This window comes from Waltera acetigignens (assembly GCF_025567015.1).
GTDB lineage: Bacteria > Bacillota > Clostridia > Lachnospirales > Lachnospiraceae > Acetatifactor > Acetatifactor acetigignens.
The window spans coordinates 205,812-226,547 of record NZ_JAOQJO010000003.1 but is presented as its reverse complement, the minus strand read 5'-3'; the positions used below and the strand labels follow the sequence as shown (position 1 = coordinate 226,547).

Sequence of the window (20,736 nt, the reverse complement as noted above, 5' to 3'; positions counted from 1 at the left end):
TTTATATGTGAGGCATATCATTTTTATATGGATATTAGTTTTGAATATTACAAGATTTTCTATTATGTCGCAAAATACGAAAATATCACCAAGGCTGCCATGGTCTTAAAAAGCAGCCAGCCTAATGTGACCCGGATTATTCATATTCTGGAGGATCAGCTGGACTGCCGTTTATTTCTCCGGGAACCCCGGGGACTGAAGCTGACCGAAGAGGGAAAACGGCTCTATGCCCATGTTGCCATCGCCTGTCAACATCTGTTGGATGCGGAAGCCGAACTGTGCCGGAACAAAAACGTGTGCAGCGGCACCATTGAACTGGGTGTCACCGAGACCGCCCTGCATTTATTTCTGTTACAGAATCTCCATGATTTCCAGACTGGCTATCCGGAGATCAAAATACGTATCCAGAACAATACCACTCCGGAGATTCTGAAATCTCTGCAGAACGGCCGGCTGGATCTGGCTGTTGTGACAACCCCTTTTGAACTTCATGATGCTCTGGCCTGCGAAGATCTGCTGACTTTCCGGGAGGTTCCCGCCGGCGGCCCCGACTATGCCGCCTTGTCTGATCGTCCCATGACGCTGAAAGAATTCCGGCTCCATTCCATCATTGGTCTGGGATACGGCACCGCCAGCTATGAATATTACCGGAAGGTATTTATTGAACAGCATCTGGACTACGAACCCGCCATGGAAGTAGCTACCGCCGATCTGGTCATCCCTCTGCTCCAGAACAATCTGGGAGTAGGCTTCGTGCCGGAGCCTCTGGCAGCTCCCTTTTTTGAAAACGACAGTCTCGTTCCGCTGACCTTAAATGTGCCTCTACCGTCCCGCGAAGTAAAAATGCTGTGGGACAAAAGCCGCAGTCAGAGCCGGGCTACCGCTACTTTCTGCAGTTATCTGCGGGAACGCTGTCAGCGTAATCTGCCAATCCTGGATCCTGAAAATGAGTCTGTTGCTGGCAACTAAATCATATTTCAGGAGGATAAAAAATTGAAAAATCCATTTAAAAATTTTACAAAAAAGGAATGGATCCTGTGGACGCTGGCTTCCCTGGAAAACCCGGCATACATCCCCGTTGTAGTGAATTTCACCATCTTCTTTTTCAATGATATGTATGGTTTTATCAGCTGGCGGCGCCGGGAGATTTTGATGGATCTGTAAGAACCATTCGTTTAATCATAAAGCACGGTTTTATCCAGAAGTTCTGTTTTTAACACAATGTAAGGCGTGGAGGGTTTCCCTGCGCCTTCCTTTTGTCCGGTGATATCCGGGCCTAAGAGGCTGGTGCTGACATGAATGGCATCGTCCGTCAGATACAGGGCATCCACAGCAATGCTGTACCCACCGGTCTTCTGCTCACCGTAACCAATACTGATATAGAGGTTCTGATTATCACTGTAGGTCAGCTGAAATGGCTCCGTTCCTTTTTCAGCGATTACAGTCTTTAATTCCTCGGGAATTTTTTCTTCACTGAGTACCGTAAAATCCAGATCTCTGAGTTTCACATTCTCTTTCGAAAGCAGACCGCAGCCTGTGAGCAGCAATGCCCCCAGTACTGCGGTCATTATGATTTTCCACTGTCTCCATTTGATTTTCATCCGTCATCCACCGTTAAAACTTCCTTATTGCATATTTATGTGAAAAAAGCAGAAATATACTCCTGTTCTGTACCTATCTCATTAATTTTCATCCTTTTCTCCTTTGAAAATGTGCGTTATAATAGGTGATGTGCGTCAAAAGACGCCTTACAGAAAGATGAGGGAATCATAATTATGAATGATAAATTCAGCAGGAAAGTCTTCTGCGACGGTATCCGCGACGGCTTTCCCATTGCTCTGGGATATTTCGCAGTATCATTTTCTTTGGGAATTGCCGCAAGACATGCAGGCTTTACCCCCATGCAGGGTTTTCTGGCAAGCCTGTTAAATAACGCTTCCGCCGGAGAATATGCAGCCTTTACCCTGATTGCGGCACAGGCCACATATCTGGAAGTGGCGATCATCACGTTGATTGCCAATGCCAGATATCTACTCATGAGTTGTGCGCTGGCCCAGAAATTTTCTCCCAGCACGCCCTTTTTCCACCGTCTGATCATTGCTTACGATGTCACCGATGAGTTGTTCGGCATTACCATTGCCCGGCCGGGTATCCTGAATCCGTACTATACCTACGGTGCGATCCTGTTGGCAGCGCCCGCCTGGGCCGGAGGAACCGCCTGCGGTATCATCGCCGGAAATGCGCTGCCTCTTCGTGCTGTCAGCGCCCTGAGTGTTGCGTTATACGGAATGTTTCTGGCCATTATCATTCCGCCTGCCAGAAAAAGTAAGATCGTGGCAGCTCTGGTAGCAATCAGCTTCGCACTGAGCTTTGCCTGCAACTATCTGCCTGGGATTTCTTCCCTGTCAGAAGGTACGAGAACCATCCTGTTGACCGTGATCATCTCCGGTGCTGCAGCAATCCTGTTCCCGGTGAAGCAGGGTGCAGAGGAAGCCGTTCCTGCGGAAAACGGAGAATCTGTACAGAAAGGAGACCACGTAAATGAATAATTATATTTATATTGCTGTTATGGCGGCTGTCTCCTATACGATCCGTGTCTTACCCCTGACACTGATCCGTAAACCCATCAAGAATCAGTTTATTCAGTCCTTTTTGTACTATGTACCTTACGTGACGCTGGCCGTCATGACCTTCCCGGCCATCATCCATGCTACCCAGACCCCCATTTCCGGACTGGTGGCACTCATTGCCGGTATCATCGCCGCATGGCTCGGTGCCGGACTGTTTCCGGTATCCGTGATCTGCTGTGTGCTGGTGTTTGTGATCGAATTGTTTGTATAATGCCTTGTAATAAAACACGCCATTGAGAAGGATTCCTTCCCCATGGCGTATTTTTATGGTCCGGCTTCTTCACAGAAGCTTTTACAAATCATATTTTTTTAACATTTCCTGTACGAATTCCGGATCCTGCAAACGGGCGACCTGATCTCCCTCCCCTGCAGCATCCATGCGGGCAATCAAGGTGGACAGTCTGGCGCGTTCCTGCTCTGCACCGCTGCCCGGTCAATGCTTTGTTCAATTCCAATAATACATCTACGATTCCCTGCTTCTGGTATTTAAAACAAATGTTTTGCGCAATAATCTTCGAAATTATTGCGCACTTTTTGTTACATTTTATCTTTGATGGATGATAATATGCTATAATATATATGCACAAGCGGTTGTGCAATTATGTTTTGTGGGAGGATTACTTATGCAACATTTTAGCAAGCAATTACGTACACGGCTGTTGACTCTGTATCTCAGTGCGGGACTGGTCATGGGCGGGCTGCCCGGATGCGGCAGTCAGGATCTGGAAATCGCAGATACAGTGGCAGAATCCGCAGTTACCGCTACTGCAGATGCCACGGATGTCACCACTTTTTCCCAGCCGGAGGGGCCGGAGGAGTCTACAATTTATGTGGAGCCGGTGGACGGCATTTCCGATGATTTTTACCGTGGTATGGACGTATCCGCAGTATTGGCTCTGGAAAACAGTGGCGTGAAATATTATAACTTTGACGGAGAAGAGCAGGATGTGTTCATGACGCTGGCACAGGCTGGTGTGAACTATATCCGTCTCCGGGTCTGGAACGATCCCTATGATGAGAACGGCAACGGTTACGGTGGCGGCAACAATGACGTGGCGACTGCCATCACTCTGGGACAACGTGCCACGCAGTATGGCATGAAAGTCTGCATTGATTTCCATTATTCCGATTTCTGGGCAGATCCCAAGAAGCAGTTCGTTCCAAAGGCCTGGGAAGGTATGGATATCGAAGAAAAATCCGACGCTCTCTATAACTTCACTCTGGAAAACCTGACGCAGATTCTGGATGCCGGTGTGGACGTCGGTATGGTACAGGTGGGCAACGAGATCAACAACGGCATGTGTGGAGAGACAGATGCATCAAACGTTCGAAAACTGTTGGCCTCCGGCAGTAAGGCTGTCAGGGATGCTGCCACTGCTTCCGGAAAAGATATTCTGGTGGCTGTACATTACACCAACATCGATGATATGAAAAAACTGGACACACTACTGACCGGCCTACAGGTAAAGGAGATCGACTATGATATTGTGGGACTTTCCTTCTATCCTTACTGGCACGGCACGATGGAAGATCTGAAAAATGCCATTATCCATGTCCGTGATACTTATGGCAAAAAGGTATATGTAGCGGAAAACGCTTACTGTTATACTTCGGAAGACGGCGATGGCTCTGCCAACAGCATTAAAGGAACCGATGATCTGGCCGAAGGATATTCAGCCAGCGTACAGGGGCAGGCCAACGAAGTGCGGGATGCCTGTGCGGCTGCCAGCGAGGCCGGTGCCGAAGGCATCTTCTACTGGGAAGGTACCTGGATCCCGGTCGGTCCCGCCGATGCTGATAATTCTGCCATCTGGGAAAAATACGGCAGCGGTTGGGCCAGCAGTTATGCAGGCGGTTATGATCCAAAGGATGCCGGACAGTATTACGGCGGAAGCTCCTGGGACAATCAGGCCATGTTCGACTTCACCGGACATCCTCTGGCCTCCCTAAATATATTTAAATATCTGAAGTACGGAGCCACTGCTCCTCTGGCGATAGACACCATCCCCGAAATAGTGGTGTCCTGCAATATCGGTGCGGAAGTCAAGCTTCCGGATACCGTAAGTATCATCTATAACGATCGTTCCGAAGAACAGGTTCCTGTCACCTGGGATGCTGAAGATATTGCCGCCATCGACACGGAAAACGGCGGAGCGTTCACAGTTGCCGGATCTCTGGATGAAGGTACGGAAGTTACTGCCATTGTCACGGTAGAACGGGGCAATTATGTACAGAATCCCGGCTTTGAGGATGCTGATACTTCTATGTGGACTGTAACATACTCCGGTGAAACGAATCCCACCGACTATCAGGTCAAAGCTGCCGATGCCCACAGCGGTGAGGTGGCTTTCCACTTCTGGTCCGGTACCTCCGATATGGACTTTTCCATTGAGCAGAGCTTCACAGATCTGGAACCCGGTACTTATGAATTGTCCGCTTTCTCGCAGGGCGGTGACCTGGCAGCGGATGCTTCCATGGAGCTGTATGCTGTCGTAGACGGCAAGGAGCTGACAGTGCCTTTTATGCTCACCACCTATGCCGACTGGCAGAATCCCACCGTCTCCGGTATCAAAGTCACCGACGGCTCCCTGACCATTGGTGTGAGATATCAATGTAATAAGAACAGCTGGGGAACTCTGGATGATGTGACATTGCATCGGGTCGGGAATTAAATAGAAAGTTAGTTAAATACATTGGCAAAATCAACGAACTCCCGGAGCATGCGATACACATGTCTCGATGTAAGGTCTCCGGATGTGAATTTTCTACGAAAAGTGATGAGTAGTTCTCGTCATGACGGGGCCGCCTACAGTCGACATCCATGTCGACAATCGGCTGACGCGGACATCGTGTCCGCTTTCCCCCTGCCTTTCAGCACTTTTCTAGAAAATATCAACATCCTCCGACAAACATCTTCGACATGGCACCGCATACGCCGGGAGTTCTGCGTTTTGGAAAGCTTTCAAAAAAACCAGTAGCCCCGGCTGGGTATAAGAATAAGCAGTGCCGTAAGCAGACGTCGGTACCATAGCGTCCCAAGGGACGCATTGCGGTCGTATTGTGACCGCTTATGTACCGCTACGCTCTGCGACAGGAGCGCATCGTACTAAAGTACGAGCGTGCCGCGTTTCTTATACCTTGCCAAGGGCTACGGGGATTTGATAGCATTTCTTTACTAACTTTCCATTTACTTCAGTACCACTTTATCCAGATGCCAGATCTCATCCACATACTGCTGGATGGTTCTGTCGGAGGTGAACTTGCCAGAGCATGCCACATTGAGGATAGCGCTCTTAGCCCAGTTGTCTTCGTCGCGGTAAGCGGCTTCTACTCTCTTCTGTGCCTCTGCGTAGGACTTGAAGTCCTTGAGGATGAAGTAGGTGTCTGCCTTGGCGGTGCACTGGGTATTCAGCAGAGAGTTGTACAGCGGACGGAACAGTTCGGGATCTCCCGGTGCAAAGGTTCCGTTGATCAGCTGCATCAGTACCTTGCGGACATCCTGATCGTTGTTGAATATCTCCATGGGATCATATCCGCCATGATTCTCATAGTTGATAACTTCCTGTGCGGACAGACCGAAGATGAATGCATTCTCCTCGCCCACTTCTTCTACAATCTCCACATTGGCACCGTCCATGGTTCCCAGAGTCAGGGCACCGTTCAGCATGAACTTCATGTTACCGGTACCGGACGCTTCCTTACTTGCGGTAGAAATCTGCTCGGAGACATCTGCTGCCGCAAAGATGATCTCTGCGTTGGATACGTTGTAGTTCTCGATAAATACAACCTTGATCTTGCCATTGATGGCGGGATCGTTGTTCACCACATCCGCTACGGAGTTGATCAGCTTGATGGTCAGCTTTGCGTTACGGTAACCGGCTGCTGCCTTCGCGCCGAAGATAAAGGTTCTGGGGTAGAAATCCAGTTCCGGATGCTCCTTCAGTTCGTTATACAGGTGCATTACATGCAGAATATTGAGCAGCTGTCTCTTGTACTCATGCAGACGCTTTACCTGTACATCGAAGATGGATCTGGGATCTACTTCGATACCATTGTGCTCTAAAATGTATTTTGCCAGACGTACTTTATTCTGGTACTTAATGTTCATGAATTCCTGCTGTGCCTTTTTGTCATCCGCATATACCTTCAGGCGGGAGATCTGCGGCAGATCGGTGATCCAGTCGTCACCTACGTGAGCCGTTACCCAGTCAGCTAACAGCGGGTTCGCATGCAACAGGAAACGTCTCTGGGTGATACCGTTGGTCTTATTGTTGAAGCGCTCCGGGAACATCTCGTAGAAGTCCTTCAGCTCCTGCTTCTCCAGGATCTCGGTATGCAGTCTTGCCACACCGTTGACAGAGTAGCCGGAGACGATTGCCATATTTGCCATCTTCACCTGTCCGTCGTAGATGATCGCCATCTTACGGATCTTCTCCTGTACATCCACGCCGGGTACATTGCTGTACTTCTGCTGGATATCCAGAACGAATCTGCGGTTGATCTCCTCTACGATCTGGTAGATTCTGGGAAGCAGTCTGGAGAACAGTTCGATGGGCCATTTCTCCAACGCTTCCGCCATAATGGTATGGTTGGTGTAAGCGCAGGTCTTTGTGGTGATCTCCCATGCTTCTTCCCAGGTCAGATAATAGTCATCCATCAGCACACGCATCAGCTCTGCGATTGCTACAGTAGGATGGGTATCGTTCAGCTGGAACGTAACCTTCTCATGGAATTTATGGATATCGTCATGCTTTCTCATGTACTTCTCTACAGCTTCCTGTACGGATGCAGAGATGAAGAAGTACTGCTGCTTCAGACGCAGCTCCTTACCTGCATAGTGATTGTCGTTGGGATACAGAACCTCTACGATATTACGTGCCAGGTTCTCCTGCTCTACCGCCTTCTGGTAGTCACCCTTGTCAAAAGAATCCAGCTGGAAGCACTCTACAGGCTCCGCATCCCAGATACGCAGGGTGTTTACAATGCCATTGCCATAACCCACGATGGGGAAATCAAACGGAATTGCCTTAACAGACTGATAACCTTCCTGGGTAAATACATTTCTGCCATTCTCATCGGTGTGTACGCTGACATAACCGCCGAACTTTACGATCTTGGCGTATTCGGGTCTGCGCAATTCAAAAGGATTGCCGTTCATCAGCCAGTTATCGGGAACCTCTACCTGATAACCGTCGCGGATTTCCTGCTTGAACATGCCATAACGATAACGGATACCGCAGCCGTATGCGGGATATCCCAGCGTTGCCAGGGAATCCAGGAAACATGCTGCCAGACGTCCCAGACCACCGTTACCCAGTGCTGCATCCGGCTCCTGGTCTTCGATCAGGTTCAGATCCAGTCCCAGTTCTTCCAAAGCTTCTGCTACGGGCTTATATGCCTTTAAGTTGATCAGGTTATTACCCAGTGCTCTTCCCATCAGGAACTCCATGGACATGTAGTAGACCATCTTGGGATCTTCCTTCTCATATGCCTTCTGGGTCTCCATCCAGTTCTCTACGATACGATCCTTGATCGCATAAGATACTGCCTGGAAGATCTGCTGTGCATCTGCTTCTTCCAGATTCTTACGATACAGGGTGCGCACATTATATTCCACACTTCTCTTGAAGAGCTCCTTGTCGAACTCTTTTGCCTTTACCGGCTTCTCGCTGGCTGCTACTGATTTTTTCACCTGTGTTCTCCTCTCCATTGCCTCTCCGGTACTGTACTCTTCTCAAGATATTCCGCACCGGATAGCGTTATGATTTCATCCATATTCTTAACCAAATATAGGTAATATTATAACAAACTTCCAGGCGCATTCCAACTGTTTTCGTAGGTTTTCGTAAGTTTCGTAAATGTTTTTCCGAAACAGAAAAGATTCCGCGGTCCTCCCCGTTGGGAAAACCACAGAATCTCTTTATTCCGGCATTTTATTGCAGAACTTTTATACTCTCTCCACAGCGATCACTGCGTTCTCGCCATTGATGTTCCATTCCTTGGATACGGCATATTCCGCACCACTTGTCAGTTCGTCTGCCAGAACCTTTCCGCTGATGGCGTCTTTGTTCTTCCGGGCGATCTCGGACAGCCTGTCGTTGCCGTTGATGGATACGCGGATGTGATCAGTCACTTCGAAGCCGCTCTCCTTACGCATGGTCTGGATCTTGCTGATGATCTCGTATACGAAGCCTTCCTCTACCAGTTCCGGTGTCAGGTTGGTATCCAGCACAACGGTCATCTTATTGTCCTCCTGAGATACATAGCCTTCCTTCTGTGCCATGTCGATCAGCAGATCGTCCTTGGTCAGTTCCACAGCCACACCGTCTACATCGAACTTTAATGCGCCGTCTGCATTCAGTTCATCCATGGCTGCGTTGCCGTCCAGTGCAGCCAGGTGCTTCTGGATGCCGCCTAACTGTTTGCCATATTTAGGTCCTACGGTACGCAGCTGAGGCTTGAAGGTATAGGAAGTAAAGTCACGTACGTCATCGGTGAATACCACTTCCTTGACGTTTAACTCATCCTCAATGATCTCCTGGTAGAACTCACTTAAGGTGAAATCTGCCTTGATATACATTCTGCTGATGGGCTGACGGTTCTTGATGGCAGCCTCGTTACGGCACGCACGTCCCATAACGACAGCATCCAGTACATCCTCCATATCCTCTTCCAGCTTCTTGTCGATGTGATCCTTGTTGACTACAGGGAAGTCACACAGATGGATACTCTCGGGAGCGGATGCATCATTGCTTCTTACCAGATTCTGGTAAATATCCTCGGTCATGAAGGGGATCATGGGTGCGGCTGCCTTACAGATGTTCACCAGTGCGGTGTACAGCGTCATGTAGGCATTGATCTTATCCTGCTCCATGCCCTTTGCCCAGAAACGCTCACGGCTGCGTCTTACATACCAGTTACTCATCTCATCGACGAAGTCCTGCAGAGCCTTGGCAGCCTCTGGGATACGGTACTGGTCCAGATTGCTGTCTACTTCTGCAACGGTAGAGTTCAGCTTGGACAGCAGCCACTTATCCATTACGGGCAGTTTGTCGTATTCCAGTGTATATTTGGACGCATCAAAATTGTCAATATTCGCATACAGTACGAAGAATGCGTAGGTGTTCCACAGAGTACCCATGAACTTACGCTGTCCTTCCTGTACGGCCTTGCCGGAGAATCTCTTCGGCAGCCAGGGTGCGGAACTGGTGTAGAAATACCAACGGATGGCATCTGCACCGTAGGTCTCCAGTGCGTTGAAAGGATCTACTGCATTGCCCTTACTCTTACTCATCTTCTGGCCGTTCTCATCCTGTACGTGGCCCATAACGATAACGTTCTTGTAAGGAGCCTTGTTGAAGAGCAGGGTGGACTCTGCCAAGAGTGAATAGAACCATCCACGGGTCTGGTCCACTGCCTCGGAGATAAAGTTGGCAGGGAACTGCTGCTCGAACAGTTCCTTATTCTCAAACGGGTAATGATGCTGTGCGAAAGGCATTGCTCCGGAATCGAACCAGCAGTCGATCACCTCGGGAACACGCTTCATCTGCCTGCCGCACTCGGGGCAGGTGATGGTGATCTCGTCGATATATGGACGATGGAATTCTACGGTCTTCGCCTTCTCATTGCCGCTCATCTTGTACAGCTCTTCACGGCTGCCGATGGAATGCTGGTGTCCGCATTCGCACTCCCAGATATTTAACGGAGTACCCCAGTAACGGTTACGGGATACGCCCCAGTCCTGAATATTCTCCAGCCAGTTGCCGAAACGTCCCTCACCGATGGAAGCGGGGATCCAGTTGATGGTCTTATTATTACGTACCAGATCATCCTTCACAGCGGTCATCTTGATGAACCAGGACTCTCTTGCATAGTAGATCAGCGGAGTATCACATCTCCAGCAGAAAGGATAATCATGCTCGAACTTCGGTGCATCGAACAGCTTGCCCTCTGCGTCCAGATCCTTTAATACCAGAGGATCTGCATCCTTTACAAATTTACCGGCATAAGGAGTCTCTGCGGTCAGGTCACCCTTGCCGTCTACGAACTGTACGAAAGGCAACTCATAGTTGCGTCCGATACGGCTGTCGTCTTCACCGAAAGCAGGAGCGATATGAACGATACCGGTACCATCGGTCATGGTTACATAATCATCGCAGGTCACGAAATGTGCCTTTTTCTTCTGCTTCTCAGCGGCATCTCCCGCACACTTGTACAGAGGCTCATACTCCTTGTACTCCAGATCCTTACCAACATAAGTCTCCAGTACTTCGTAAGCTGCTTTACCTTCTTCTGCCAGGCTGCCCAGTACCTTGTCTGCCAATGCCTTTGCAATATAATAGGTATAACCGTCAGCAGCCTTCACCTTCAGGTAGGTCTCCTCCGGATTCACGCACAGTGCAACGTTGGAAGGAAGGGTCCAGGGAGTTGTGGTCCATGCCAGGAAATATGCATCCTCGCCCTTTACCTTGAAACGTACGATAGCGGAGCGCTCTTTGACTGCCTTATAGCCCTGTGCCACTTCGTGACTGGACAGCGGGGTTCCGCAGCGAGGGCAGTAGGGAACAATCTTGAAGCCCTTGTACAACAGACCCTTGTCCCAGATGGTCTTCAGTGCCCACCACTCGGACTCGATGAAATTGTCATCATAGGTAACATAAGGGTTATCCATGTCCGCCCAGAAACCAACGGTACGGGAGAAATCTTCCCACATTCCCTTATATTTCCAGACGCTCTCTTTACATTTGTCAATGAAAGGTGCCAGACCGTATTCCTCGATCTGCTCCTTGCCGTCCAGACCCAGCATCTTCTCGACTTCCAGTTCTACGGGAAGTCCGTGAGTATCCCAGCCGGCTTTACGGGGAACCATATATCCCTTCATGGTACGGTATCTGGGAATCATATCCTTGATGGTACGGGTCTCTACATGACCGATGTGAGGCTTACCGTTAGCGGTAGGCGGTCCGTCGTAGAAGGTATAGGTTTCGCCTTCCTTACGATGCTCCATACTTTTTTTGAAAATGTCGTTGTCTTCCCAGAATTTCTCGACTGCTTTCTCGCGGTCTACAAAATTCAGGCTTGTGGGTACCTGCTTGTACATAGTGCGCTTCCTTTCTTTTCTTATTACAGCATCATACTATTCAGCACCTCGTTCACAAAATCGCATCTTCGATGCTTTCCTGAATAGTATCAAAAAAAGCCCCGTCCTGTAACAGGACGAAGCTCATGCATTCGTTAACCACCTCTTACAACATACTTCCTATTATATAGTATATAGGAGTGATATGCTTCCCGGTAACGGCGGGATTCCGTTCAGAACTACTGACCTGGGCTTTTGTTCTGACAGCTCAGAAGTGATTTTCACTTTTTCCCTACTCGCACCGGTCTCTCACCATCACCGGCTCGCTTTGCCTTTCTGCGGAAAAGTTACTCTCTTCGTCAATGCATTTTTGATATACCGCTATTATATATCTCATTTTTTTGCGTTGTCAAGCCGGATGTTATGATTTGCTTAGAAAGCTTTTCTTTCTTGCTTTTCCGACATTTATTTCATATAATTATTTTAAGACTGATATGTGTACCGATCTTACCGGAAAGGGCAGGGAATTCTATGGAAAATACGCAAAATACGCCGAAAAGAAGCGGCGGTAAAATATCATATACTCTGCAGGCGATCGGCCTGATTCCCCTGCTGGCGCTGGGGATCGTCATGTTATTTTTCACTTCCCAATGGTTCACAAAAACTATGTATCAGGAAGTGGAACGTGAATTGTATGATGCCACAAAAAGTGCCACTACACTTCTGAACGCTGCCTATCCCGGCGATTACCGGCTGGAAGGTGATGTTGCCTACCTTCTGTATAAGGGCGATGTAGATATCACCCGTGAATATTCTCTATTTGATCAATTCAAAGAGGATACCGGACTGGACATCACCCTGTTCTACCAGGATACCCGCATTCTGACGACTCTGTATAACGCCCAGGGTGACCGCATTGTCGGCTCCGGTGCTCCGGATGTGGTGATCCGTGATGTCCTGAATACCGGTGAAGATCATTTTTATATCAACACTCTGATCAATGGAAAGACTTATTTTTCCTATTATAGTCCTGTCCGCAATCAGGACGGCAGCATAGTTGGCATGCTTTTTATAGGAAAATCCAGTGCCGCCGTATCTCAAGCCATTCAACGTTATGTCTATCCGCTGACATGGCTGATCATCGGTTTTGTGGCTCTCGTGGCTGTCTGCATCTATTTTTACACCAGAAGATTCGTGGCTGTATTACTCCATATTCACAGCTTCCTGTCAGAGGTAGCCTCCGGGAATCTGAACGCCACACTGGATCATTCCGTAACAAAACGCAGTGATGAATTAGGTGATATCGGTCGCTGTGCCCTGTCCATGCAGCGCTCTCTTCGTACCATGATCGAGCAGGATGCCCTGACCGAGCTGTACAACCGACGCAGCGGGGAAAAAAAGCTGCGCCAGATCTTCGAGGAAGCCCAATCCTTCCGCCATTCTTTTGCGCTCGCCATCGGAGATATTGACTTTTTCAAAAAGGTTAATGATACCTACGGTCACGAATGTGGGGATGCCGTACTGAAAAATGTCTCTGCCCTGCTGAAGCAGCATATGTGGCGCCGTGGCTTTGCCGCGCGTTGGGGTGGTGAGGAATTTCTACTGGTATTTGAAAATGTAGATCTTGCAGAAGCACGGAAACAGCTGGATCTTCTCATGGACAAAATTCACGAACTGGATACACTCTACGAAGGGCAACACGTGAAGATAAATATGACCTTCGGACTGGTCTGTGAGTCTGACAAAGATGTTCATACATTATTAAAAGAAGCTGATGAGAAATTATATATCGGTAAGACAAACGGTCGTAACCAGGTGATATCTTAACCCGGTTACGACCGTTTTTTATTTGTTTCTGATCTTGTTATCTTTAACCTTGCAGGCATTCCGGATTCAACAGGAAATCATAAATATTGATTGTCAGAATACCATATTCATCATAATATGGCTGCACAATATCTTTTGTAATGACAATTTTTTTAAAAGAGTCATCAATCTTCCGGAACGGTCGGATTTCCTGCGTCCGCTTTGTTTCATCCGGAAGAGAATATGCCGATTGAATGTAATATCTGGCAGAACCAAGATTGCAGACAAAATCCACTTCCAGCTGCCTGCGGTTTACCTTTCCTTCCAAATCTTTTTCTGCGATAGGGACAACACCTACATCCACACTATATCCCCGCATCCGGAGTTCGTTATAGATTACATTTTCCATGGAATGTGTCTGCTCCAACTGCCGGAAATTAATTCTGGCATTCCGAAGCCCCAAATCAGAAAAATAATATTTCTTAGGAGTCTCTATATATGACTTTCCCTTAATATCATAACGCTGTGCTGACTCTATCAAAAAAGAATCTTCAAAGTAATCCAAATATTTCTTTATGGTTGCAGAAGTAATTTTAGATTTCTTCACGGTTTTAAAAGTGTTCTTTAGTTTTTCCGGATTGGTCAACGAACCGATCGCAGAGGAAAGAATATTTAGCAGATCTTCCAATTCCCCAATATTCTTTATACGATTCCGTTTCGTAATATCACGGATATAAATTTCGTTAAATAAATTCTGCAGCGCTGTTGCCTTATCCCCGGCACCATCCCGCAGAACCACTAATGGAATTCCACCGTAAAGCATATATTCAGATAACCCGGTATATTTATCTCCGTTATAAACAGACATAAATTCAGCAAAGCTGAGAGGGTACATATGAATTTCATCACCCCTGCCTGCAAATTCCGTAGCAATATCCTTTGACAACAGTTTTGCGTTACTTCCCGTCACAAACACATCAATATTCTCTTTGCGAAGATATCCATTCAAAACAGCCTCAAAACAATCCAGCATCTGAATTTCATCCAACAGCAGATAATATATTCCCTCTCCTGTAGTTTTCGACCGAATATATGCCATAAATTTCTCCGGATCCACACCCCGCTTTTCCTTTTCGATCTGAATAAGACTTTCACCGATCAGGTAAAGATCATCCGCAGAATCAAAGGCAAACCGTATGATATGGTCTGCTTTCACACCGGAATCTAACAAATGATGATAGAAAATGTTATTCAGCAGATAAGACTTACCACATCTTCGAATACCGGTAATCACCTTGATTAATCCATTGCTCTTTCTTTTTATTAACTTTTCCAAATAGAAATCTCTGCGAATATCCATATATTTTCTCCCTGGAATAGATTTTTGCAACTGGTTGCACTTTTCTATTCTATTATATGGATAATTTAACTGAAAATCAATATACTTGCTTCATTTTTGGAAAAGATTTTTGCAACTGGTTGCACTTTTCTATTTCAAATTGTAAATAAACAAAGTAATTATTTATTGTTCCATCTGTCTGCCCAGGAAGCCCGCCGCAGACAGAGCCAGTTTCTGCTCCACTTCCCCCATTTTGCTCTTCCCGTCATTTTCCAACAGGATCACACTTCCGATGATGTCCCCTTCGCAGATGATCGGCGTGATCAGCTGCCAGGCATAGTCCACGGCAATGTCTTCCGCAATGTTGACATAGTTGCGGTCTCCTTTTGCGGCAATCACAGTCTCTCTATTATTGACCTTCTCTTCCAGTTGACGGCTCACGGATTTATTTAACAGTTGCTTACAGCCTCCTGAGACGGCGATGAACTGGTCTCTGTCCGCGATCAGTGTGGCATGTCCCGACACCTGTGCCAGGCTCTCCGCATACTGTTTGGCAAATGTGGTCATCTCTCCGATAGGGGAATATTTTTTCAGGATGACCTGCCCCTCTCTGTCGGTGAAGATCTCCAGCGGATCACTCTCTCTGATGTGTAACGTGCGGCGGATCTCCTTCGGGATCACGATGCGTCCCAGGTCATCTATTCTTCTTACAATTCCAGTTGCTTTCATCATTTTTTCCTCCATGACATATTGCGTAAGATAAATCATCATCTCGCATTACTAATCATTAACGTTGCAGTTAGTATGCGAAATGCAGGAAAAAATATACTTTAAATTGCCAGATACACCGTCATTCAGCAGTGCCATTACTGGCTTATATTTATAGCAGTTCTGTATTTTTCCTCAGAATTATTGTTTTATATTAAAATTAAAATGCATCCATTCAATTTTCACTCTTGCATTATCGAATTTTTCAATTCTCAATCAGACTATTTCGTACTGTATTTTCCTTATTTCTATGTTACACTTATTCTGTTTACGACAATTTTTTATGGGAGAGTTTAAACTATGAATCACAAAAATAATAACAGAAGTTCATTTTCCGGCAAGATCGGCTTCGTTCTGTCGGCTGCCGGAGCATCCGTAGGCTTAGGCAATATCTGGCGTTTCCCGTATCTGGCAGCCAAATACGGCGGCGGTATCTTCCTGTTGATCTATATTATCCTGGCGCTTACCTTCGGTTATAGCATGATCGTGGCAGAGACTTCACTGGGACGCATGACAGGTAAAAGCCCCGTGGGTGCCTTTCATACCTTTGGGAAGTCCAAATGGCTGTCCTTCGGTGGATGGATCAACGCTATTATTCCTATTCTGATCGTTCCTTATTATTCCGTCATTGGTGGATGGGTGATCAAGTATCTGGTGGAATATGCCAAGGGTCACGGACATGATCTGGCAGCGGACGGTTATTTTTCCACGTTTATTTCCAATGGTGTCTCTACAGAGCTGTGCTTTATCGTATTCACTCTGTGTACTCTGGGCATCATCTACGCCGGTGTCCGCAACGGTATCGAGCGTGTATCCCGCATTATGATGCCGATCCTGGTAGTGCTCTCTGTGGTCATCACAGTCTATTCCGTTACCAGACCGGGAGCCCTGAGCGGTGTGAAGTATTTCCTGATCCCGAATCCCGCGAATTTCTCCTGGATGACAGTCGTAGCTGCCATGGGACAGATGTTCTACTCTCTGTCCATTGCCATGGGTATCCTCATCACCTTCGGCTCTTATATGAAAAAAGATGTCTCCATTGAAGGTTCCACGAAAAATGTGGAGATCTTTGATACCGCCATCGCCATCATGGCAGGTCTGATGATCATTCCCGCCGTGTTCGCATTTTCCGGTGGGGATCCCGATACCTTACAGGCTGGTCCTTCCCTGATGTTCATCACACTTCCCAAGGTCTTCGACAGCATGGGAATGGGCACCTTCGTAGGTATTATGTTCTTCGTACTGGTACTGTTCGCAGCCATGACCAGCTCCATTGCACTTACCGAAAGTGCTGTGTCTACTTTCGAGGACGAGCTTGGCTGGGGTCGTAAAAAATCTACCGTGATCATGGGTGTGATCATGCTGGCACTGGGAACGTTATCCTCACTGGGTTACGGACCGCTCGGTGCTGTGAAGATCATCGGCATGCAGTTCCTTGATTTCTTCGATTTCCTGACCAACTCCGTGATGATGCCTATCGCTGCCATCACCATCTGTCTGCTGGTATCCCGCGTCATCGGAGTAAAGGCTGTGGAAGAAGAAGTCATGCACGGAGAAGCCGCTTTCCGCCGCAAAAAGATATTCAATTTCATGATCAAGTATCTCTGCCCGGTATTTGCTGCGATTATTTTATTAAGCTCCGTGGCAAATGCATTTGGATGGATTAAAATGTAATGATCCGTCCTGTCTCCGCGTTCACTCTATGCGAAATCGAGATTACGGTACGTCCTTCGGAAGCCCTCTTCAGTGCCTGCAGCACCTCTTCTTCGGTCTGGGCATCCAGATTTGCCGTAATCTCATCCAGCAGAAGGAGCTTCGGCTTCGCCACGGCGGCTCTGGCAATGGATAACAGCTGCCACTGCCCCTGCGAGAAGATCTCCGAAGTACAGAGCGTGTCATAGCCTTTTTCCAGCTGTTCTATCGTTGCATCCAGTCCCGCAATTGTTGCAGCCTCCCGTACCTCTTCCATAGTAAAAGAATCGTCATACAGCGTGATCTGATCCTTCACGGTACCGGGTACCCTGTGAAAAGTCTGCTCCACATAGCCGTACAGGCTGCGCTTTTCATTTTCCGGAATCTGAATGGCATCTCTTCCCTGAATCAGCACTTTACCCTCTCCCGGCTGATAGAGTCCCAACAACAGTTTGAAGACCGTACTCTTCCCTGCCCCGGTTCTTCCGGACAGCGTCACCTGTTCTCCGGGATACACTTTGAAGCTTAAGTGATGCAGGATTTTACGGCTGTCATCCTCATAAGCAAAGGTCACGTTTTGCAGTTCCACAAACGGTGTCTCTTGCGCTATGGCCACCGAAGTCTCCAAATTCCGTACTCTCTCCGGCAATTCCTCCAGGGCATAGAATTCATTGATCCGGTGCACGCCCGCAACGGCGGACTGTATGGTCTGGATCTCCATTCCCAGACTCTCCACTGGGGTAAAGATCTGGGAGATATAGTTAATTACCGCTACCGCTGTACCTGCAGACATGCCGAACAGTGTCAGCACCTTTGCATTACCGGAGGCAGAAAACAGCATCACAACCGCCACCACGATAGCATTCAGGATCAGGATCACCGGGGAATAAATAGCATCATAGAAATTCGTGCGATCTACCGCGCGGTAGCTCTCCGCAATATATTCATCATAGCGCTGCTCCATGTAGCGCTCTTTTCCCAGCGTATGAATGGTGCGGATATTGTGCAGCGTCTCCGGCACATGTCCGGATGCTCTGCCCACGGCGCAACGGTTCTCGATCTGGGCTTTCAGCATGTTTTTCTGCACCGTCCGGGTGAACCAATACAGAAATGGAAGCAGAACCAAAAGTACGATCGCCAGTCCTCTGTTTTTTAACCAGATCACCACCAGGATACTTATAATCTTACAGGCATCGGCGAACATACTGATGATTCCGGAGGTGAACAGGTTCTCCACCGTATCCACATCTCCTACGAACCGGGATACGATAGTACCGGGCTCCTGCTTCGTCAGTTCCCCTGCCGTCAGGTTCGTGTATTTCTCCATCATGCTGCTCCGCAGTGCGTGGGTGATCTTCTGACCGAAGACCGTCAGCAGACCTTCCCGAAGGCTTTCGGTCAGCCCGGTGAGCACCGTAAAAGCAAAATACAGTATCACCAATGCAACCGGAACTGCGTTTCCTGCGGTGATCGTATCCACGATACTTCCCAGGATCCAGGGCGGCAAAAGCGCGGTTACAATGGCACCTGCGACTGCCAGCACGATTCCCAGTGACAACCCTGCATAGCCTGTCACAGTCTGCCGGATCACGCTGCGGACATTTTTCACATTCTGTCTCTTATTTTTCTGCATCTGTTTATTTTTCTGCATGATCCGGACCTCCCTCCTGCGTACTGTGTGCTTCAGCGCCATCCGCCTGTGCTTCATACAGTCTCGCATACTCCGGGAACTTTTCAAGGATCTGTTCGTGGGTTCCTGCGGTCACTTTTCCATCCTCCATCCACAGCACCTGATCCATTTCAGGGAACAGATAGAGTCTGTGGGACAGCAGGATCACGATACTGTCTGCTGCCAGCTTCCGTAGATTGGCAAAAACCTCTTCCTCCGTCTTGCGATCCAGTGCGGAAAAAGGATCGTCCAGGATCAGGACCGGACGCTTATGGCACAAGGTTCTCGCCAATGCCAGCCGCTGTGCCTGTCCACCGGAGAGTCGGACACCGCCATTTCCCACAATGGTGTCCATACCCTCTTCCATCTCTGCCACCTCACCGTCGAAACAGACTGCCTTCAGATACTTCTCCGGATCGTCATCATCGCCCAGCAGTATATTGTTACGGACACTGTCATTGAACAGCTCCGGATCATGTCCTAAATATCCCACCATGCCGTTTTGCTCTGCCTTGGTCATCCCGGATAATTCTTTGCCGTGGAAACAGATCCTTCCTTCGTAAGGGTATTCACAGAGGAAGGTCTTTCCCAATGTGGATTTACCACACGCCACTGCGCCGGTGACACCAATGATCTGTCCCGGAGTGGCTGACAGATTGAAGTCCTCATAGATCTTCTCTCCGCCGGGATAAGCGAAGCTTACATCCGATACTTCCAGCGTTCCTGGCTCCTGTACCAGGCTGTCGTCCTCATAAGTGTCTTCCTTCATCAGCAGTTTGATTCGTTTCCAGGAGACCTGGGCTTTATGTACCGCATTGAATAGCTTCGCTGCATGAGAAGATTTCACGGCTAACTTCAAAAAACAGGATAAAAACGTGGTAAAGGCTGCCACATCCCATATTTTCCAGCCGGTTCCCAGCACATTTCTGCTGCCGAAATACAGGATAAACAGTATGCCTGTCATGGAGATGATCCGGTACAGCGGGGGGAACGCGGTACTCCAGATATTAGCCTTCACAGCAGATTTCTCATAAGCGGTAAGATTCGCTTCATAGGCCTGTTCCCGCTCTTTTTCTCTGCCATAGACACGGTAAGTGACAGCATTGGCAGCTCTGTCCAGTGTTGCGGCACTTAAATCTCCGGACTGTTCCTTATATGCCGCTCCGGTACGCTGCACGTTACGCTTCATCTTCTCCGCCAGCACATAAGATACCGGTAAAAACAGCATGCCTAAGATTGCCAGCCGCCAGTCATAGAATAACAGCATTCCCACATATGCTGCCAGTGCCACACCGGTATCGAAGATCTCTGTGGTAAATTTCCGCATACCCTCCGCACAGTCGTCCACATCCAGGATTGCCTTGGTCATCACATTTCCGACACCCTCTTCTTCCAGTTCGGCACGGCTTCTGTGCACCAGACTGCGGTACAGGATCTCTTTCATGTCACGATTCACATTATTAGCAAATCGTCTGACATAAAAACGTTTGATATAACGAGAAATCTGCACGATGGCAATAGACATCACATACGCGGTCACCAGCACCAGCATATCCCGGTATCCTGCTTTCCCACCCAGAATGTCCACCAGGCATCCCGTCATCCGCCCCTCAAACCACGGTCCTGCCAGCAGTCCGAGGTTATAGATCAGTCCGGAGAACATGACTGCCAGCAGCACCGGCCACTGGGTTTTGAAATAATGCAGGATCTGATCCTTTTTCACTGCCTCAGATATCTGTTTCATCCTCTCCTG

The 20,736-nt window shown here is 48.2% G+C and carries 14 protein-coding genes; 7 read left to right on the top strand and 7 right to left on the bottom strand.

Going from position 1 to position 20,736, the window contains the following annotated elements:
* The first annotated feature begins 27 nt into the window (after positions 1–27).
* Together OCV96_RS05260 and OCV96_RS05255 are read left to right on the top strand one after the other, a co-directional pair.
* Complete coding sequence (locus OCV96_RS05260; protein WP_118730643.1) at positions 28–969, top strand: LysR family transcriptional regulator; 942 nt, start codon at positions 28–30, stop codon at positions 967–969.
* 24 nt (positions 970–993) lie between these two features.
* Entirely contained in the window at positions 994–1,164 is a 171-nt protein-coding gene (locus OCV96_RS05255) for a hypothetical protein (protein ID WP_022312711.1), read from the top strand.
* Positions 1,165–1,175: 11 nt separating this feature from the next.
* Here OCV96_RS05255 and OCV96_RS05250 read toward each other — a convergent pair whose 3' ends face one another.
* Complete coding sequence (locus OCV96_RS05250) at positions 1,176–1,601, bottom strand: protease complex subunit PrcB family protein (RefSeq protein WP_118540018.1); 426 nt, start codon at positions 1,599–1,601, stop codon at positions 1,176–1,178.
* 174 nt (positions 1,602–1,775) lie between these two features.
* Here OCV96_RS05250 and OCV96_RS05245 point away from each other — a divergent pair, with 174 nt between their 5' ends.
* The 3 genes from OCV96_RS05245 (at position 1,776) to OCV96_RS05235 (ending at position 5,302) form a co-directional block, all read left to right on the top strand.
* Positions 1,776–2,549, top strand: a complete 774-nt coding sequence (locus OCV96_RS05245) for an AzlC family ABC transporter permease (RefSeq protein ID WP_118730642.1) — start codon at positions 1,776–1,778, stop codon at positions 2,547–2,549.
* Positions 2,542–2,841, top strand: coding sequence for an AzlD domain-containing protein (locus OCV96_RS05240; RefSeq protein ID WP_022153690.1), 300 nt, complete (start codon positions 2,542–2,544; stop codon positions 2,839–2,841). The genes OCV96_RS05245 and OCV96_RS05240 overlap by 8 nt, the downstream gene beginning before the upstream one ends.
* Positions 2,842–3,253: 412 nt before the next feature.
* Positions 3,254–5,302 carry a glycosyl hydrolase 53 family protein gene (locus OCV96_RS05235; RefSeq protein WP_262593718.1) on the top strand — a complete coding sequence of 683 codons (2,049 nt, stop codon included), beginning with the start codon at positions 3,254–3,256 and terminating at the stop codon, positions 5,300–5,302.
* A gap of 515 nt (positions 5,303–5,817) precedes the next feature.
* On the opposite strand, the gene OCV96_RS05230 is transcribed toward OCV96_RS05235, so the two are convergent.
* Both OCV96_RS05230 and ileS read right to left on the bottom strand, forming a co-directional pair.
* On the bottom strand, positions 5,818–8,340 hold the full coding sequence (locus OCV96_RS05230) for a glycogen/starch/alpha-glucan phosphorylase (RefSeq protein WP_413086705.1): 2,523 nt from the start codon (positions 8,338–8,340) through the stop codon (positions 5,818–5,820).
* A 237-nt stretch (positions 8,341–8,577) separates the two neighbouring features.
* A complete protein-coding gene (gene ileS, locus OCV96_RS05225) occupies positions 8,578–11,730 on the bottom strand; it encodes an isoleucine--tRNA ligase (RefSeq protein WP_262593716.1) in 3,153 nt (1,050 codons plus the stop codon).
* Positions 11,731–12,240: 510 nt separating this feature from the next.
* Between ileS and OCV96_RS05220 the strand changes: the two genes are divergently transcribed.
* Positions 12,241–13,536 (top strand): diguanylate cyclase, encoded by a 1,296-nt coding sequence (locus OCV96_RS05220; RefSeq protein WP_227732882.1) that lies wholly within the window; start codon positions 12,241–12,243, stop codon positions 13,534–13,536.
* Positions 13,537–13,579: 43 nt separating this feature from the next.
* On the opposite strand, the gene OCV96_RS05215 is transcribed toward OCV96_RS05220, so the two are convergent.
* The gene (locus tag OCV96_RS05215) at positions 13,580–14,875 is read right to left on the bottom strand and encodes an ATP-binding protein (protein WP_227732880.1); all 1,296 of its coding nucleotides are present in this window, start codon (positions 14,873–14,875) and stop codon (positions 13,580–13,582) included.
* Between the two features lie 162 nt (positions 14,876–15,037).
* Positions 15,038–15,583 carry a stage V sporulation protein T gene (gene spoVT, locus OCV96_RS05210; protein WP_118503700.1) on the bottom strand — a complete coding sequence of 182 codons (546 nt, stop codon included), beginning with the start codon at positions 15,581–15,583 and terminating at the stop codon, positions 15,038–15,040.
* Between the two features lie 339 nt (positions 15,584–15,922).
* Between spoVT and OCV96_RS05205 the strand changes: the two genes are divergently transcribed.
* Complete coding sequence (locus OCV96_RS05205; RefSeq protein ID WP_022154788.1) at positions 15,923–17,296, top strand: sodium-dependent transporter; 1,374 nt, start codon at positions 15,923–15,925, stop codon at positions 17,294–17,296.
* On the opposite strand, the gene OCV96_RS05200 is transcribed toward OCV96_RS05205, so the two are convergent.
* Both OCV96_RS05200 and OCV96_RS05195 read right to left on the bottom strand, forming a co-directional pair.
* Positions 17,286–18,965: an ABC transporter ATP-binding protein gene (locus OCV96_RS05200; RefSeq protein WP_262593715.1), complete on the bottom strand. Its 1,680-nt coding sequence runs from the start codon at positions 18,963–18,965 to the stop codon at positions 17,286–17,288. The genes OCV96_RS05205 and OCV96_RS05200 overlap by 11 nt on opposite strands.
* A complete protein-coding gene (locus OCV96_RS05195) occupies positions 18,952–20,727 on the bottom strand; it encodes an ABC transporter ATP-binding protein (RefSeq protein ID WP_262593761.1) in 1,776 nt (591 codons plus the stop codon). Before OCV96_RS05195 ends, OCV96_RS05200 begins: the two co-directional genes overlap by 14 nt.
* Between the last annotated feature and the right edge of the window lie 9 nt (positions 20,728–20,736).

Bases quoted from the DNA above. Each gene is read 5' to 3' on its own strand.
- OCV96_RS05205 (WP_022154788.1), top strand. From the start codon at position 15,923: ATGAATCACAAAAATAATAACAGAAGTTCATTTTCCGGCAAGATCGGC.
- OCV96_RS05250 (WP_118540018.1), bottom strand. From the start codon at position 1,601: ATGAAAATCAAATGGAGACAGTGGAAAATCATAATGACCGCAGTACTG.
- spoVT (WP_118503700.1), bottom strand. From the start codon at position 15,583: ATGAAAGCAACTGGAATTGTAAGAAGAATAGATGACCTGGGACGCATC.
- OCV96_RS05200 (WP_262593715.1), bottom strand. From the start codon at position 18,965: ATGCAGAAAAATAAACAGATGCAGAAAAATAAGAGACAGAATGTGAAA.
- ileS (WP_262593716.1), bottom strand. From the start codon at position 11,730: ATGTACAAGCAGGTACCCACAAGCCTGAATTTTGTAGACCGCGAGAAA.
- OCV96_RS05215 (WP_227732880.1), bottom strand. From the start codon at position 14,875: ATGGATATTCGCAGAGATTTCTATTTGGAAAAGTTAATAAAAAGAAAG.
- OCV96_RS05240 (WP_022153690.1), top strand. From the start codon at position 2,542: ATGAATAATTATATTTATATTGCTGTTATGGCGGCTGTCTCCTATACG.
- OCV96_RS05245 (WP_118730642.1), top strand. From the start codon at position 1,776: ATGAATGATAAATTCAGCAGGAAAGTCTTCTGCGACGGTATCCGCGAC.
- OCV96_RS05235 (WP_262593718.1), top strand. From the start codon at position 3,254: ATGCAACATTTTAGCAAGCAATTACGTACACGGCTGTTGACTCTGTAT.
- OCV96_RS05260 (WP_118730643.1), top strand. From the start codon at position 28: ATGGATATTAGTTTTGAATATTACAAGATTTTCTATTATGTCGCAAAA.
- OCV96_RS05230 (WP_413086705.1), bottom strand. From the start codon at position 8,340: ATGGAGAGGAGAACACAGGTGAAAAAATCAGTAGCAGCCAGCGAGAAG.
- OCV96_RS05195 (WP_262593761.1), bottom strand. From the start codon at position 20,727: ATGAAACAGATATCTGAGGCAGTGAAAAAGGATCAGATCCTGCATTAT.
- OCV96_RS05220 (WP_227732882.1), top strand. From the start codon at position 12,241: ATGGAAAATACGCAAAATACGCCGAAAAGAAGCGGCGGTAAAATATCA.